The sequence below is a fragment of the Prevotella sp. MA2016 genome (assembly GCF_000619825.1).
GTDB lineage: Bacteria > Bacteroidota > Bacteroidia > Bacteroidales > Bacteroidaceae > Prevotella.
In genome coordinates this window covers 272,659-288,751 of the sequence record NZ_JHUW01000009.1, presented here as the reverse complement: position 1 = coordinate 288,751, position 16,093 = coordinate 272,659, and the positions used below count along the sequence as shown (strand labels likewise).

Annotated in this window: 11 protein-coding genes; 4 read left to right on the top strand and 7 right to left on the bottom strand. The window is 47.6% G+C overall.

The features are described from left to right. Positions 1 to 2: 2 nt before the first annotated feature. On the bottom strand, positions 3 to 3,053 hold the full coding sequence (locus T360_RS0107320; protein ID WP_028912201.1) for a TonB-dependent receptor: 3,051 nt from the start codon (positions 3,051 to 3,053) through the stop codon (positions 3 to 5). A 128-nt stretch (positions 3,054 to 3,181) separates the two neighbouring features. Continuing rightward, positions 3,182 to 4,348 (bottom strand): glycoside hydrolase family 43 protein, encoded by a 1,167-nt coding sequence (locus T360_RS16515; protein WP_369793499.1) that lies wholly within the window; start codon positions 4,346 to 4,348, stop codon positions 3,182 to 3,184. 1,118 nt (positions 4,349 to 5,466) lie between these two features. Here T360_RS16515 and T360_RS0107310 point away from each other — a divergent pair. Further along, the gene (locus T360_RS0107310; RefSeq protein WP_081772730.1) at positions 5,467 to 8,349 is read left to right on the top strand and encodes a two-component regulator propeller domain-containing protein; all 2,883 of its coding nucleotides are present in this window, start codon (positions 5,467 to 5,469) and stop codon (positions 8,347 to 8,349) included. A 21-nt stretch (positions 8,350 to 8,370) separates the two neighbouring features. Here T360_RS0107310 and T360_RS0107305 read toward each other — a convergent pair whose 3' ends face one another. Together T360_RS0107305 and T360_RS0107300 are read right to left on the bottom strand one after the other, a co-directional pair. Then, positions 8,371 to 8,961 carry a hypothetical protein gene (locus T360_RS0107305; RefSeq protein ID WP_036929091.1) on the bottom strand — a complete coding sequence of 197 codons (591 nt, stop codon included), beginning with the start codon at positions 8,959 to 8,961 and terminating at the stop codon, positions 8,371 to 8,373. Between the two features lie 12 nt (positions 8,962 to 8,973). Next, positions 8,974 to 9,453 carry an RNA polymerase sigma factor gene (locus tag T360_RS0107300; RefSeq protein WP_028912197.1) on the bottom strand — a complete coding sequence of 160 codons (480 nt, stop codon included), beginning with the start codon at positions 9,451 to 9,453 and terminating at the stop codon, positions 8,974 to 8,976. Between the two features lie 216 nt (positions 9,454 to 9,669). Between T360_RS0107300 and T360_RS0107295 the strand changes: the two genes are divergently transcribed. From T360_RS0107295 to T360_RS0107285, 3 genes are read left to right on the top strand one after another with little or no spacing between them, the layout of a single operon-like run. Next, positions 9,670 to 10,374 carry a fumarate reductase gene (locus tag T360_RS0107295; RefSeq protein WP_028912196.1) on the top strand — a complete coding sequence of 235 codons (705 nt, stop codon included), beginning with the start codon at positions 9,670 to 9,672 and terminating at the stop codon, positions 10,372 to 10,374. 27 nt (positions 10,375 to 10,401) lie between these two features. Next, positions 10,402 to 12,381, top strand: a complete 1,980-nt coding sequence (locus tag T360_RS0107290; RefSeq protein ID WP_028912195.1) for a fumarate reductase/succinate dehydrogenase flavoprotein subunit — start codon at positions 10,402 to 10,404, stop codon at positions 12,379 to 12,381. Positions 12,382 to 12,387: 6 nt separating this feature from the next. Beyond that, entirely contained in the window at positions 12,388 to 13,146 is a 759-nt protein-coding gene (locus tag T360_RS0107285) for a succinate dehydrogenase/fumarate reductase iron-sulfur subunit (protein WP_028912194.1), read from the top strand. Positions 13,147 to 13,221: 75 nt separating this feature from the next. Here the strand turns inward: T360_RS0107285 and T360_RS0107280 are convergent, their stop codons facing one another. The 3 genes from T360_RS0107280 to T360_RS0107270 all read right to left on the bottom strand — a co-directional run bounded on the left by T360_RS0107280 (position 13,222) and on the right by T360_RS0107270 (position 16,088). After that, positions 13,222 to 13,914 carry an SIMPL domain-containing protein gene (locus T360_RS0107280; RefSeq protein WP_028912193.1) on the bottom strand — a complete coding sequence of 231 codons (693 nt, stop codon included), beginning with the start codon at positions 13,912 to 13,914 and terminating at the stop codon, positions 13,222 to 13,224. 108 nt (positions 13,915 to 14,022) lie between these two features. After that, complete coding sequence (locus T360_RS0107275; RefSeq protein WP_028912192.1) at positions 14,023 to 14,802, bottom strand: TIGR03915 family putative DNA repair protein; 780 nt, start codon at positions 14,800 to 14,802, stop codon at positions 14,023 to 14,025. Further along, positions 14,799 to 16,088, bottom strand: coding sequence for a putative DNA modification/repair radical SAM protein (locus T360_RS0107270; RefSeq protein ID WP_155949420.1), 1,290 nt, complete (start codon positions 16,086 to 16,088; stop codon positions 14,799 to 14,801). The genes T360_RS0107275 and T360_RS0107270 overlap by 4 nt, the downstream gene beginning before the upstream one ends. Between the last annotated feature and the right edge of the window lie 5 nt (positions 16,089 to 16,093).

The following is a 16,093-nucleotide window of genomic DNA, read 5'->3' as shown; positions in this document are numbered from 1 at the left end:
ATTTAGAATGTAACGTTAAGACCGAATACCATGCTCTTCGTCATGGGGTAGTTGTTCTCATAGCCACCCCATCCGCGCTGTGTGATGTCTGACTCTGGGTCCCATCCCTTCCAGCTTGTGATAGTCCAGAGGTTACGACCACTGGCGTAAACTGTCAGAGCGCTCAGGTGCAGCATGTTGCAGATCTGTGCAGGGAACTGGTAGCTCAGTGTGATATCCTTTACGCGAGTGAATGCGGCACTGCGTGGGAATCCATATCCCCAACGGTTTGAAGTCTTGCTCAGTGAGCGATACTCGTTGCTTGGGTTGCTCTCTGTCCAGTAGCCAATCTCTGTGGTAGAGTTGCGGCGACCCATTTCATCGCTGGCCATAGCCAACAGTGAGTTGTTACGCTTCAAACCCTGTACTGTCTGGATGAATACACTCAGTGTGAGATTTTTGTAGGTGAAGGTATTTGTCAAACCACCAATCCACTTTGGAGTAGTCTGGCCTTGAATCTTCTTGTCGCCTTCTGGTGTGATCTTGCCATCACCATCGAGGTCGGCCAGTTTCACGTCACCTGCCTGAGCCTGTGGATCCTGCTTCAGATGGTCGCCACGCTCAATTTCGTCTTTCTGCCAGATGCCTTCCATAACATAATCGTAGATCACGCTGATAGGCTCGCCGATGAACCAACGGTTACCCAGGTCATCCTGCTTGTCACCATAGAGGTCCTTGATTTCGTTTTTATTCCATGACCATACAAGTGAGGTGCCCCATGTAAAGTCCTTGGTTACAATATTCTTAGAGTTGATGGTAACCTCAAGACCCTTGTTGGCAGTCTTACCCATGTTCATATATACATTAGAGTAACCAGAAACCTTTGGCAGGTTGCGCTGCAAAAGCAGGTCAGAGGTAGAAGATGTGTAGAAGTCGATGTTACCATTGATGCGGTTGTTCAGGAATCCGAAGTCAAGACCGATGTTGAAGGTCTTGGTAGTCTCCCAACCCAGACCGCTGTTACCCATGCGGCTGCTTGGATACAGAGCTGTAGCCGACTGGCCGTCCATGGTCAGAGCATTGTTCGACATCTTGGCAAGTGTCTCGTACACGCCGATAGCCTCATTACCAGCCTTACCGTAAGAGAGGCGCAACTTCAGGTTGTTCAGCCAGTTCTGTGTTTTCTCCATGAATTTCTCGTTGGCAATGTTCCAACCAAGAGCTACTGATGGGAATACACCATACTTATTGTCGTTACCGAATACAGAAGAACCGTCGCGACGTACTGTGAAGGTGAAAAGGTAGCGGCTGTCATAAGAGTAGTTCAGACGTCCCATCTGAGAAACAGTCTTATACAGGTCGGTATATGACTTTGCTGTCTGTGTGCCACCACCACCAAGGTTGTGCCAAGAGAGCTCGTCGTTGATGAACTTAGCACCAGTTGCTGTGTTGTCGTGATACTTTTTGCGAGAAGATGCATATAGCAAAGTAATGTCGAAGTGATGCTTCTGGATATCCTTAGCGTATGTAAGAATGTTCTCTACAGTGCGGCTCTGAGTTTCTGCATTGAAGATATAGCCGTAACCATTCTGGTCGTTCTGCTCAGCACCATTGTAATAGTTCTCACGGCGTGGAACAAATGAATAACCGAAGTTGAATTTGTAACGCAAACCTGCCAGAGGAGCCCAAATCTTACCAAAGTCCATTTCGGCATAAGAGTTCAGGTTGATATTCCACTGGCGGCGCTCATGATCCTGGTTTACATCACGCATTGGGTTGAAGAACAGACTCTCGGTGTACATTGGATAGATGCAGTAGCTGCCATCCTCGTTGTAAACCTGTCCGTAAGGTGACATAGCCTCGGCCATCAGGAAGTTTACACGACCTCCGTCGCGGTTGTGTGATACGATATAGCTGTTAGTACCAATCTTCAAGTAGTCTGTTACATCAGCATCAATATTCATACGCATAGAATAGCGCTTGTAGTTGAAGCCTTTCAGCACACCCTTCTGGTTCATATAGTCGCCTGAGATGAAGTACTTGATTTTTTCAGCACCTCCATTCACGGTTACGTTATGATCCTGAATGATACCTGTTTGCGAAACCATATCGTAAATCCAGTCAGTCTCTTGACCAGCAGCCTGAGCTGCAGCCTCGTTCTGGTTCTTTACGAAGTCATTATACATGGTCTCTCCTGGGTTCTGTGCTACATAGTCTTTATAGCGCTGAGTAATCTGGGCACCGTTACAGAAGTCCATCTTCTTAGCAAAATCCTCAATACCGATGTAGCCATTGTAGCTCACTGTAGGTTTACCATCCTTACCATGCTTAGTAGTAATCAGGATAACACCATTAGCACCATTGGTACCATAGATAGCTGTAGCTGAAGCGTCCTTCAAGATTTCCATTGACTCGATATCAGCTGGGTTGATATCGTTGAGTGAACCGCCACTTTTTGAGATGGGGATACCGTCCACTACAATGTATGGACCAGTACCTGCATTGATTGAGTTACGTCCACGTATAAGTGCAGAAGGTGCATCACCAGGGATAGATGAACCCTGAGAAATGGTTACGCCAGCTGCAGCACCCTGAACGGCTTGCAGAACGTTGGTTACAGGCAGCTTGCTCAGGCGATCTTTATTAATAGAGGTAACAGAACCTGTTACATCTGATTTCTTCTGAACACCATAACCTACTACAACAACTTCGTCGAGTGCAGTAGCATCTTCTTCAATGGAGATGTTTAATGTTTGACCGATGGTAAAGGGGATTTCCTTTGTCAGGTAGCCGATATAGGTCACAACCAGCGTACCAGAGTTTTGTACATTAAGAACAAAGTTTCCATCGTAATCAGTTACTGTTCCTGCTTTAGCATTTTTGACTTTTACGGTGGCACCGATGACGGGTTCACCATACTTGTCAGTCACTTGACCTTTCACAACACCATTTTGCTGGATGTTCTGAACAATTTGTTCTGCCATTGTTGGCATTGGGAACGATACCATTCCGGCTGCCAACGCCATCACAAAGCACAGCTTCTTTGATGGAAGATTTAGTTTAGCATACTTCATTTGTTACTGTTTTAAGTTTATTGTATAATTGTTAATGATAAGTATTTTCTCTTCGAAATCTGGTTGCAAAGATACGTTGATTGATATAAATCAAGGGTAACAATCAGTGAATTTTGGGGAACAAATCGTTATTTCTTCCCCAATTCACCGAGATTCCACGCATCGCGCCACCTGATTACAGGTTTGCCACCCTCAAATTCTATGGGCAACCAAATATAACGGGCGTCGCTTGGGTGCTTAGGGCGCCAGATATCTGCCATAAAAATGAAGTTGTCACCATAAGGCAGGATGAAAGTTGACTGTCCTTCGAACGTGATCTCCGACTTAGGTCCTACACATGGTGTGGGATGCTGGGTCCAAGGTCCCCAGATACTTGGAGCGGAGAACATACGTGCCTCGTTTGGTGCCCAGCCTGTGCATCCTGAGGTAATCATCCAGTATGTGCCGTCTTTTTTGAAGATGGCTGGTGCCTCATTCTGTCCGCCAGGAGCCACACGGGTGTAACGACCAGAGTGATGCAGGTAGTCGTTGGTCAGCTCTGCAATGTGCAGTGTCAGGTTGTCTTCTGACGAGAATATATGATAAGCTTTGCCGTCATCATCTACATAAAGCGTCATGTCGCGTGCCATCTGTCCAGTACCGAAATCGCGTTTCAAGAAGAGACCCTTTTTGATAGCTTCGCGCCATGTAGGTGTCCACCATTCTTTGAAGTTGTCGTTGTTCAGTGTGTCGAGAGTGGCTAATTCTTCTTTTCCGAACTCAACTGGATAAGTGCCTGCATTGGCACGCTGAGAATAGAGAAACTTATAAGGTCCTTCTGGCTTATCGCTTACTGCTACACCATAGCGGGCTGCACTGTAACCTTTGCCTTTCAGCTCCAGATGAAACCACATGCAGAATTTCTTTGTTACCTTATTATATATAACTTTTGGGCGTTCCAGCACGCAGCCGCGTGTGATATCGCTACGTCGGTCATCGCTCACGTAGAGGGCTACACCACGGTTCTGCCAGTTCATCAAGTCTTTCGATGAATAGCATTGTACGCCAATCATAGCCGATGAGGTGGTGTCGCATTTGTTCTCGCCAAACCAGTAGTAGGTGTCGCCATACTTCATGATGCCACCTCCATGGGCATTGATATGGCGCCCGCTCACATCTGGCCAAATCTCACCAGAACGGATCATCTTGACTTTCTTCTGCTGGTTGTTCCAATAGTTCTCAATACGTTTAGCCTCGGCTTTGGTGATATGAATCACGCTTCCGTGTTTGGGCGAAGAGAAATTTGTGGCTTTCATCACACCTTCGTTGAAACGGCCCAATGGCTTGAATGTCTTGAAGTCGCTTGTCTCCACAAAACCGAAGTTATGAGGATTTACACTATAAATGTCGTACATCAGCACCCATTTCTTCTGACCAATGCGTTTCCATACGTTTGGAGCCTCGCAGCCACAATTTTCACTATCTATCTGTTCAGCATGATAGTCGTTGAAATGGTTGATTTTATCGCTAATCATATATTTGATGCCGCCAGGATTCTCCTGTGCCACATAACTCATGAAATAACGTCCGTCAGGCATGCGGCAGATGTCAGCATCAAGCACCTGTATCTTCTCGTCAGGATATTCAAACAATAGCTGAGGCTCTGTTTCCAATGTGGTAAATGCTTCGTCGGCATAGCTGTAATACAACTTGGTTCTGCCACCGGCCTGCTGGCGGATGGTGAAGTAAACCATTGGTTTGCCCACTGCTGGGTCCCAAATAGTTTGTGGAGCCCAAGCGCAACCAATCTTGCCGAATTTTTCTGGGAAGAGCTGGTCAATATGTGCCTCGTGGTGAGTCCAATGAATCAGGTCGTCACTGGCCATCAGTACCAATCCGCGGTTGTTCCCCCAGCCATACTCGTCGGGACGCTCCCATTGTGTGGCACGCAATCCCATTTCTCGACCAAATACATGCAGATCGGTCATGGCGATGTAGAACTTGCCATTAGGTGCACGATAGATGTGTGGGTCGCGGATACCATGTTGGTCTGCGATGGAATCGCCGGAAATGATGGGCTCACCATTGTTAACTGCAGTAAACGTATAGCCGTCATAGCTGATGGCCATGAACAACGAGTGGGTGGGGTCGTTGAAATACGTAAACAGATAGGCACCCATGTCCTTTTCTGTAAGTGTCTTTTTTGTTTTTGCATCGGTCTGGACAGTTAAGGCCAGAAGCATTGATGCGATGAATAGAATCTTCTTCATTTTTCTTGAGTTAGTATTTGGAATTATCAGGTGCAAAGGTACGATTATTGATTTATATCAACGTCCCATCATCATTATTTGTCGGGAACAAAATGTTATTTTTGCGATTTTTTTGGATGATTAATAAAAGTTTCGTATCTTTGCAGGCATAAAATACCTAACTAATGAAACGTGTACTTTTACTACCAATAGTATTCTTAGCATTCTGTCAGATGGTCTGGGGTAGGCATGTGTCACTCAGAATCATGTCGCAGACCCCTGTTCAGGGCATCGAGGAGGCGCGAAAACTGGTGTTCGATCACTATGGTATGATGTGGGTGGGCACCGATCAAGGGCTTCGTTCGTTTGATGGATACAAGTTCCAGACCTATCGTAATAATGCCTATATGCCAGGCATCCTTCCAAATAATTATGTTCGTTCAATAACTGAGGATAAGCATGATGGTCTTTGGATAGGAACCCGCGACGGACTGACTCACTACAACAGGAAATATGGCACGTTTAAGACTTATCACCTGCGTGGCGATAATGCAGGATTGGTCAATACACTTTTCACCGATCAGTCGGGCACTGTATGGGCAGGAACCAATGCAGGCGTGTCGCGTTATGATTCTGAAAAAGACGATTTCATCGATATAAATCTGTCCGTAGGTGTTATCTCGCTTACTGGCGACGCTCAAGGCAATCTTTATATAGGCACGTGGGAAGGCGGATTGCTGCGCCTCAATAAGAAGACGGGTAAGATGGTTAGCTATCCGCCTCTTAGTGCGCGTAATACAGCCCAGGCGATGCTGATGGACAGACGAGGCCGCTTGTGGGTTGGTACTTGGGAGCACGGTATTGTGCGCTTGGATCATCCAGAGAATGTTGCCAATCCCGGCATGCATAAGATGAATGATGGTAGAACCGACTTCCGAACATTCCACTGCTTGGTAGAAGATTCGATTAGTCATTCGGTTTGGGGCTGTTGTATAGAAGGTCTTACACGTGTAGATTTAGATGATGAGACAGATGTAGAGAACTATCCCATACTAACTTTTTGTTACGATATGGTGACCGATGGAATGGGTAATCTTTGGGCTCTGACGCGAAATAATGGTATTGTCCACTTGAGTACAAAACCCTCGCCTTTTCATTTCTATCATCTCGATCCTGCAGGCCTTGAGCTACCAGTAAATCGCATCCAGAAGGTGTTTACGATTGATGGCAACCGTTTCTGGTTAGGCTTGCAACCCTATGGCTTAGCGTTTTACGATAGGCGCACTAATCAGGTTCTCTATAACAATATGATTCCTGGATTTGAGAACGAGACTGGGTTGCAAGGTATTTATGTGCAGATTATCTCAGATATGCTGGGGCGTCCCGACGGATCGCTTTGGCTAGCCAGTTCGCGTGGTGTTCTGATTTGGAAAGAAGGTGAAACCACTCGTTTGCTACTTCGTGGTAGCACGCCCTTTATTAGTGATAGTGACGTGAGTGCCCTTCATGCCTTGTCCAATGGTGCCATACTGGTTGGTTCGCATAATGGTATTGGTATTGCCTTTTCTGAAACAAAAGGTCGGATGCTTAGGATGAGCGAAGACAAGCGTGATTTCAGTAATAGTCATGTTCTGTCCATATTCGAAGATCATCAGCACCGCTTGTGGGTTGCCACAGAGGGGCATGGAATCATCCGTGTTACAGGCAATCCCGACAAGCCTCAGTCGTTTGTTTATCATCAATATGCTCCTGTTTCCAATAACTATCCGCTTGATGAGGCCATTGCTATTTACGAAAATTCTGCCCATCAGTTATGGGCCATTTCTAACAGCGGTGACATCTTTCAGTATGATAGCGAATCGGATGCATTCATTCCTGTGAATCATCATTATTCTTTCGGGGTGGGTAGTATTTACTCTATCCAAGGTGATGGTAATGGAAAGGTGTGGTTATCTACCGACAAAGGTTTGGTGTGCTTTTCGTCATCCAGCCAGCAAGTAACACCTACTTATTATAATATGGAGGATGGTATAGAGGCCATCAGTTTCTCTTCTAATGGCGCCTTCAGATATGGCAAGGAGTTGTTTTATGGTAGTGCCAAGGGCTTTTTCTCATTTGATGCTGCCGAGATAGAACGCTGGCAACAGGGAGCTTCTCCGTCGTTGGTGGTTACCGATCTGCTTTTGGATGATCAGTCTTATCAATGGAGCGACTCTTTGCAGCGTCGTGTCATCTCACGCGAGCAGCCTTTCTATACACGTAAGATTACGATACCAGCAGATACAAGGAAATTCTCTGTAGAGTTTGCGTTGTTGGCCTATCAGAGTCAAGAGCAGTGTCAGTATTCTTATTTCCTTGAAGGATATGATCTGGATTGGCATCATACTGATGCCCAGAATCGTCTGGCCACTTATCAGAATCTTCCTGCAGGCACTTATCAGCTGAACCTCCGTGCCGTTGATAGCTATGGCCGTCTTGTTGAGATGCCATATTCCATCGAGGTGTGTGTGCTGCCACCATGGTATCTTACATGGTGGGCCTATCTTATCTATGTGATACTTATGGCAGCAGCAGCTTATGGTGTGAAAGAGTGGTATAAGGCGCGTGTCAACCGCAAAGCTCGGTTGCAGCAGCGTGTGAATGAACTGCTGCATTATCGTGAGATGATGGTGATGAAGCAGTTTGAGGGAGCCCGCAAAGTTCTTGAGGTAGAGGAGCAACAGCATTCGTCGCCAGATGAGTTGTTCCTGCAGAAAGCTATCGATTGTGTGAAACAGCATCTGGATGATGCTGATTATGATCGCGAGCAGTTTGCCTCCGACATGTGTGTGTCTTCTTCAACTCTGTATAACAAGTTGCGTGCGCTCACAGGCGAGAATGTAACAGCATTTATCAACAGTATCCGTTTGAAGGAGGCATGTAGCATACTTAGGCAGAAACCCAATATTAAAATGACAGAGCTCTCAATGGCAGTGGGATTCAATACGCCTAAGTATTTCACAAAATGCTTTAAGAAAGAGTTCGGCATGTTGCCCAGTGAATACCTGATGCAAGATGCCGAACTGTAGTCACTTAATATTGCCGGATGATCAGTCTTCGGCAGTGATATCCTCGATAGTATCTATAATCTCCTGATACTCTCGCTGTGTTTTGATGTGTATGCGCACCCCCATGATGGATCCGATTATACCGCCGATGCAGCCACCCCAGAAGATGCCTTCGTGCAGTGCGTCGTTGTTGACTACATACATGTTGTACATGAACCAGCTGAACCACAGAATGACTGCCGGGATTCCGAAGAAAAGCCAGTTGGCCTCGAACTTCTTGGCACGGGCCATTTTCCGGCTTGCCTCAACTAGGTTGCTACGCATCAGGTTAGTATCGTTCACGTTGCGGCTGTTGTAGTAGGTAGCTCCACCGCATATTAGCATAAAGATGCTGGTGATAATCCAAAAGGCGAGTGAAAAACCGCACATCTTGTAGAACACCCAGTAGCCATAGGGTACCATTAGCACGCTCAGCGCCATAATCACATAGTATCTGCGGCTGATAGAACTTGCAGTTTTGTTCATCGATTGGCGGATGAAGCGCTCGTTCACAATCGTCTGCTTGTCAAGCTTACTCTTCAGCGTGTTCATCTGCTCACGCATATTCTCTAATTCAAAATTCTCGTTGTTCATAATGGGATCATTTTAATCGTTCGACATTTGTTTTAACTGTTCACGGATTCTAAACAGACGTACACTGACGTTTTTGGTCGTGATGCCTACTATCTGTCCGATCTCCTCATAGCTGAGGTTTTCGAGCCAGAGCAGGACGATGGCGCGGTCGAAAGGCTGGAGCTTGGCAATACGCTTGTGGAGCATGTCCACCTGGCGTGTGTCCTCGTCGCGATCTTCAAACAGGTTGATGTCCATGGTTAGGCGTTCGGTGGCCTGGCGGCGCTTCCTCCTATCGATCGATATACAGGTGTTCAGCGCCACGCGGTAAATCCACGTTTTGATATCACTCCGATGCTCAAAGTTCTCGTATCCTTTCCACAGATTCACTAGTACTTCCTGGAACAGGTCGTTCACCTCGTCGGCATCTTGCGAGAACATGTAGCACACGGTGTAGATGGTGCTTTTGTGTTCTGCTGCGGTTTGCGCAAATTGCTTTTCTAATGCGTTCATTGTTTCGTCTGTTAATTGAATCTTTTTGCCCATTAGACGCAGCAAAGATATGAAAAACTACACGAAAATGGGATTGATTTACTAAAAAAACGCACTTTTTCCCAAAAACACTTGCTGAAATCGCAATTTTTGACTAACTTTGTCCCCTAATCGAGTGAGCAGGTACTAACAAGTAAGTATATAACATTCAATAATTCATTAAAAACTCAACAACTTATGTGGTTATTCAATTCATCAATTGGTAGAAAAGTTGTAATGTCTGTAACGGGCATTGCGCTGATCTTGTTCTTGACATTCCATTGCTGCATGAACCTGGTCGCGCTGTTCTCTGAAGAGGGTTACAACATGATTTGCGAATTCCTGGGTGCCAACTGGTATGCTGTTGTAGCAACACTTGGTTTGGCTGCCTTGGCAGTGATTCACATTGTCTATGCCTTCATTCTGACAGCTCAGAACCGCAAGGCACGTGGCGAAAATCGTTATGAGGTGTCAACAACGACCAACAACAACGGTCTGTTTGATGTAGCCGAGCGATGGGCTTCAAGCAACATGCTTGTGCTGGGTCTTATCATCCTTTTCGGTTTGATTATGCACCTGAAGGATTTCTGGTACAACATGATGTTTGCCGAGATTTTCGGTATTCTTGGAACTCACCATCCTGCCGACGGTTTTGCTTACATCGTTGACACATTTTCAAATCCAGTCATCTCAATCCTGTATCTGGTATGGTTCTGCGCCATTTGGTTCCATATTGCTCATGGATTCTGGTCGGCTATGCACACACTGGGTGCCAGTGGTAAGATTTGGCAGAAGCGCATGCAGTGCATCGGTCTTATCTATGTAAGCTTGCTTATGCTTGGCTTTGCCGTTGTAGTTCTCGCTTTCTGGTTTGGATGTGCTCCTTCACTGGGTTGCTGCTAATTATGAACATTTAAATTGAAAAACATTATGGCTAAAGTATTAGATTCAAAGATTCCTGCAGGTCCAGTACCTGAGAAATGGAAGGAATATAAGGCTCATCAGCGACTGGTTAATCCAAAGAATAAGCTGAAGCTCGATGTGATTGTTGTAGGTACCGGTTTGGCTGGTGCTTCTGCAGCTGCTTCACTCGGTGAGATGGGCTTCAACGTTATCAACCTGTGTATTCAGGACTCTCCTCGTCGTGCTCACTCTATCGCTGCTCAGGGTGGTATCAACGCCGCTAAGTGCTATCAGAACGATGGTGACTCTGTTTATCGTCTGTTCTACGATACCGTAAAGGGTGGTGACTATCGTGCTCGCGAGGCTAACGTATATCGTCTGGCTGAGGTATCAAACAATATTATCGACCAGTGCGTAGCTCAGGGTGTTCCCTTTGCTCGTGAGTATGGTGGTATGCTGGCCAACCGTTCGTTCGGTGGTGCTCAGGTAAGCCGTACATTCTACGCTAAGGGTCAGACCGGTCAGCAGCTGCTGCTGGGTGCTTACTCTTCACTGAGCTGCCAGGTAAATGCTGGTAAGGTAAAGCTTTACACTCGTTATGAGATGGAGGATGTGGTTATCGTTGATGGCCGCGCTCGTGGTATCATTGCCAAGAACCTCGTAACAGGTAAACTGGAGCGTTTCTCTGCCAATGCAGTAGTAATCGCTACTGGTGGTTATGGAAACACTTATTTCCTCTCTACCAACGCTATGGGATGTAACTGTACAGCCGCTGTTCAGTGCTACCGTAAGGGTGCTTTCTTTGCTAACCCTTCTTACGTTCAGATTCACCCCACCTGTATCCCAGTTCATGGCGACAAGCAGTCTAAGCTGACACTGATGTCAGAGTCTCTGCGTAACGATGGTCGTATCTGGGTTCCAAAGAAGATCGAGGATGCCAAGGCTCTTCAGGCTGGTACCAAGCAGGGTTGGGAGATTCCCGAGGAGGATCGCGACTACTATTTGGAGCGTCGCTATCCTGCATTCGGTAACCTCGTACCACGTGACGTTGCCTCTCGTGCCGCTAAGGAGCGTTGCGACAAGGGCTTCGGCGTAAACAACACTGGTCTGGCTGTATTCTTGGATTTCTCTGAGTCTATCAACCGTCTGGGGCTGGATGTTATCATGCAGCGTTATGGTAACCTGTTCGAGATGTACGAGGAGATTACCGACGTATTCCCTGGCGATGTTGCTAACGAGATCAATGGCGTGAAGTACTACAAGCCAATGATGATCTATCCTGCTATCCACTACACTATGGGTGGTATCTGGGTTGACTACGAGCTGCAGACTACTATTCCTGGTCTGTTCGCTATCGGTGAGTGTAACTTCTCTGACCACGGTGCTAACCGTCTGGGTGCTTCTGCTCTGATGCAGGGTCTGGCCGATGGTTACTTCGTTCTGCCTTACACTATCCAGAACTATCTGGCCGACCAGTCTATCTGGGGTAAGGTTTCTACCGATCGTCCTGAGTTCGACGAGGCTGAGAAGGCTGTTGACGCTGAGCTGACACGTCTGCTCAACATCAAGGGTAAGCGCTCTGTTGACTCTATCCACAAGGAGCTGGGTCACATCATGTGGGAGTATGTAGGTATGGGTCGCACCGCTGAGGGCCTGAAGGAAGGTCTGAAGAAGATGCACGAGCTCGAGAAGGAGTTCGACACCAACCTCTTCGTTCCTGGCACTAAGGAGGGGCTCAATGTGGAGCTCGACAAGGCTATCCACCTGCGTGACTTCTTCACCATGGGTCAGCTCGTTGCCTTCGACGCTCTCTCTCGTAATGAGTCTTGCGGTGGTCACTTCCGCGAGGAGTATCAGACCGAGGAAGGCGAGGCAAAGCGCGACGATGAGAACTACTTCTATGTAGGTTGCTGGGAGTACAAGGGTAAGGGCGTAGAGCCTGAGCTCTCAAAGGAGCCACTGGAGTACGAGGCAATCAAGGTACAGACACGTAACTATAAAAATTAATTAGGTATGGCTAAGAATATTTCATTTACTATAAAGTTCTGGCGCCAGAACGGCCCCAAGGACGCAGGTCATTTCGACACCCACGAGATGCACGATATTCCCGATGATACCTCGTTCCTCGAGATGCTCGACATCCTGAACGAGGAGCTCATCAACGAAGGCAAGGAGCCATTCGTATTCGACCACGACTGCCGCGAGGGTATCTGCGGTATGTGCTCACTCTATATCAATGGTACACCTCACGGTCTTACCGAGCGTGGCGCTACCACTTGTCAGCTCTACATGCGTCGCTTTAACGATGGTGACGTGATTACCGTAGAGCCTTGGCGTTCAGCTGCTTTCCCTGTAATCAAGGACTGCATGGTTGACCGTACTGCTTTCGATAAGATTATCCAGGCAGGTGGTTATACCACTATCCGCACAGGTCAGGCTCAGGATGCCAACGCTATCCTCATTCCAAAGGAGGATGCCGACGAGGCTATGGACTGCGCTTCTTGCATCGGCTGTGGCGCTTGCGTAGCAGCTTGTAAGAATGGTTCTGCCATGCTGTTCGTTTCATCTAAGGTAAGCCAGCTGGCTCTGCTCCCACAGGGTAAGGTTGAGGCTGCCCGCCGTGTGAAGAACATGGTTGCCAAGATGGATGAGCTTGGTTTCGGTAACTGTACCAACACCCGCGCTTGCGAGGCTGTATGTCCTAAGAACGAGACTATCGCTAACATCGCTCGCCTGAACCGTGAGCTGATTAAGGCTAAACTCGCCGACTAAGGAATTCACCTTATATATAATAGGAGCGCCGCAGATGCTATGTCTGCGGCGCTCTTTTTTTCTATCAATGTTTAATCAGTCCTTCAGCGAATAGACCAGTGTGGTCACTACGCGTAGTTTCTTGATATAGGGGGTGTTCTGGTCGCGGTCTTCTATTTCAAACTGTCCTTGGCCTGCAGTTTGTATCTGTCCCAGTTCTGATTTGCTGGCTTCAGCAAACTGTTCGGCAGTTTTTTGGGCATTCTTGATAGCCTCGGCCATCATCTCTGGTTTCATCTGTTGGAACGATGCATATTCATAGTCAGCATTACTGTTCTCTATGGCTACACCCTGTTTCAGCAGTTCAGCCTGTTTGAAGATGGCTTTGTTCACCTCTGTCACTTTGTTGGTGGCCACCGTGATGGTGGTGGTGACGATATAGCGGAAGTTCTTCTGGTTGTCGCCCCATTCGCGTGCCTCCAGGTCGCTGATTGATGGTGGGTTCACCGTTATCTCCTTCTCCTCAAGTCCGTTCTGTTTTAAGAACAGCTTAATCTTGTCCGTCTGCTTGTTAATACTCTCGTAGAGCAGGGGCAGGTCGTTGCCAGTCACCTTGGTGCCAATGCTCCATGTCACCTTATCGGCAGGCACTTCGCGCTCAGCCAATCCCTTTACTGTTACTTTGCGGTCTTTGCTTGCAAAATTGTCTATTCCTGCTTTGATAAACCCTCCCATGCAGAGGATTCCCAGTGCTATAAGGGCCGATGCAATAATACGATTCTCTTTCATACGTTTATCTATTTTAATTGTTCAACGTTGCAAAGATGAGAATAAAAATTCAGATAGCAATGGGGAAAATCCCTATTTTTGCGGATTTTTTCCCTAACTTTTAAGTTTTTACTTGCCGTTCTTCTCGGTCATGTACTTCCAGTAGCGGCGGGGCATGTCGTTCAGCTGCTTGCGTGGATTCATGCGCTCCTTGATGCAGATGGCTTTGAAGTAGGTGCGCCAGAGGTCCTGCAGCAGTTGGTCATCGTTGCTGATGACATCGTCGTTAAGCTTGCCGTTGCTTAAATCGAATGGTAGGGCAGTTTCGTTCTCGAAAGTGATACGAATGGCATCGTTACTACCATCGTAGAAGTAGCCATAATGCCGTTTGGCATCATAGATGAGCCAAGGCTGATCATTAAATCGGTCCTGAAAATGGTCGGTGATGATGGGTAGCACATTATGGTCGGGGGCTATCACTGCCAGATAGGTTCCATCTTTGGCTTTCTGGAATCGGATGAATTGCTTCATGCGCAGTTGCTCATGCAGCACCCGGCGGGCGATATTGGTTACCGACAGCACATCTTGGTCGGCAAAGTTTCTCGAGATGTCGCCCTGCCTAAACACTTTACATATATATGAGAACAACGGATTGTTGAGTTCTCTGAGCTCCGACAGCCAGCTGACGGATATCAGTTTCATGGCTTCACGAGACAGTTTTTTCTCCAGCCCAGCCCACACGCGGCGAGCTTTCTCCTCGTCGGTTGATACCTGATAGGTGTGGTCGCAAAAGAGGGGTAGCGCGTCTCCCTCAGCCAGAAGCTCCTCTGGTTGGTCTTTCAGACTGAAGGCGTCAAACACCGCTGTCAGCAGTCCGTCCATGGTTCCATCAAATGTGTAAACTGTCACTCTCCAAAATCCAGTTTCAGTTGTCTTTCGTCTGCTGCCCGTTTCTGTTGGGCCTTTGATATAAGCAATGGGCGCAGGCGCTCAGGATGCAGCTCGTTGATACCCACAATGGGCTGCGAGAACTGAGAGGAGAGCTCGTTGCAGGTGATAAAATACTTGGCCTTCTTCATCACAACACCCATCTTCTTCAGATCGAACGAGGTGAGGCGGTTGAACCGGCGCGAATTGACGATGAGCCAAGCCGACTTTGTGCCCAGTCCCGGCACGCGCAGTAGCTGCTCGTAGTCTGCAGTATTGATATCCACAGGGAAAGCCTCTGGGTGCCTCAAGGCCCAAGCCAACTTGGGGTCAACCTCCAGGTCGAGGTTAGTATGCATATCGTCCACGATTTCTTCTACTTTGAAGTGATAGAATCGCAACAGCCAGTCTGCCTGATATAGTCGGTTCTCACGCACCAATGGAGGCTGTTTCAGGATGGGCAGTCGGGGGTCGTAGGTGTTTACACTTACGTAGCCAGAATAATACACACGGCGCATGGTGGGCTGACCATAGAGCTTAGACGACATCTGCAAAATGTCGCGGTCGGTCTCCTTGGTGGCGCCCACTATCATCTGTGTGGATTGGCCAGCCGGTACAAATCGTGGTGTATGGCGATACTTCTTGCGGTCTTCCTTATTCTCCAGTACACCCAGCTGTATCATCTGCATGGGCTGGAACACGCTTTTATGGTCCTTCTCGGGTGCCAAGAGTTTCAACGACTCTTCTTTGGGAATCTCGATGTTCACACTCATGCGGTCGGCATAGCGGCCTGCCTCGTTCAGTAGCTCCTGCGAACAACCAGGAATACTCTTCAGGTGAATATAGCCATTGAAACGGTGAACCAGTCGCAAATCGCGTGCAATGGCCGTGAGGCGCTCCATCGTATAATCCGGATTGCGCACTACGCCACTGCTGAGAAACAATCCTTCGATATAGTTGCGACGGTAGAACTCCATCACAATCTCCTCGAGCTCAGAAACAGAGAGTGTGGCGCGTTTGATATCGTTAGAGCGGCGGTTGATGCAGTAGGCACAATCGTACATGCAGTAGTTGGTGAGCATCACTTTGAGTAAAGAGATGCATCGACCATCATCGGCAAACGAGTGGCAGATGCCAACACCGCCAACAGTAGAGCCTACCATGCCTTGCTTGCCTTTGCGCACAGTGCCGCTCGACGAGCATGATACATCATACTTAGCCGACTCTGCGAGGATTCGCAGCTTCTCCATGGTCTTCTCTGTCAACATATAGG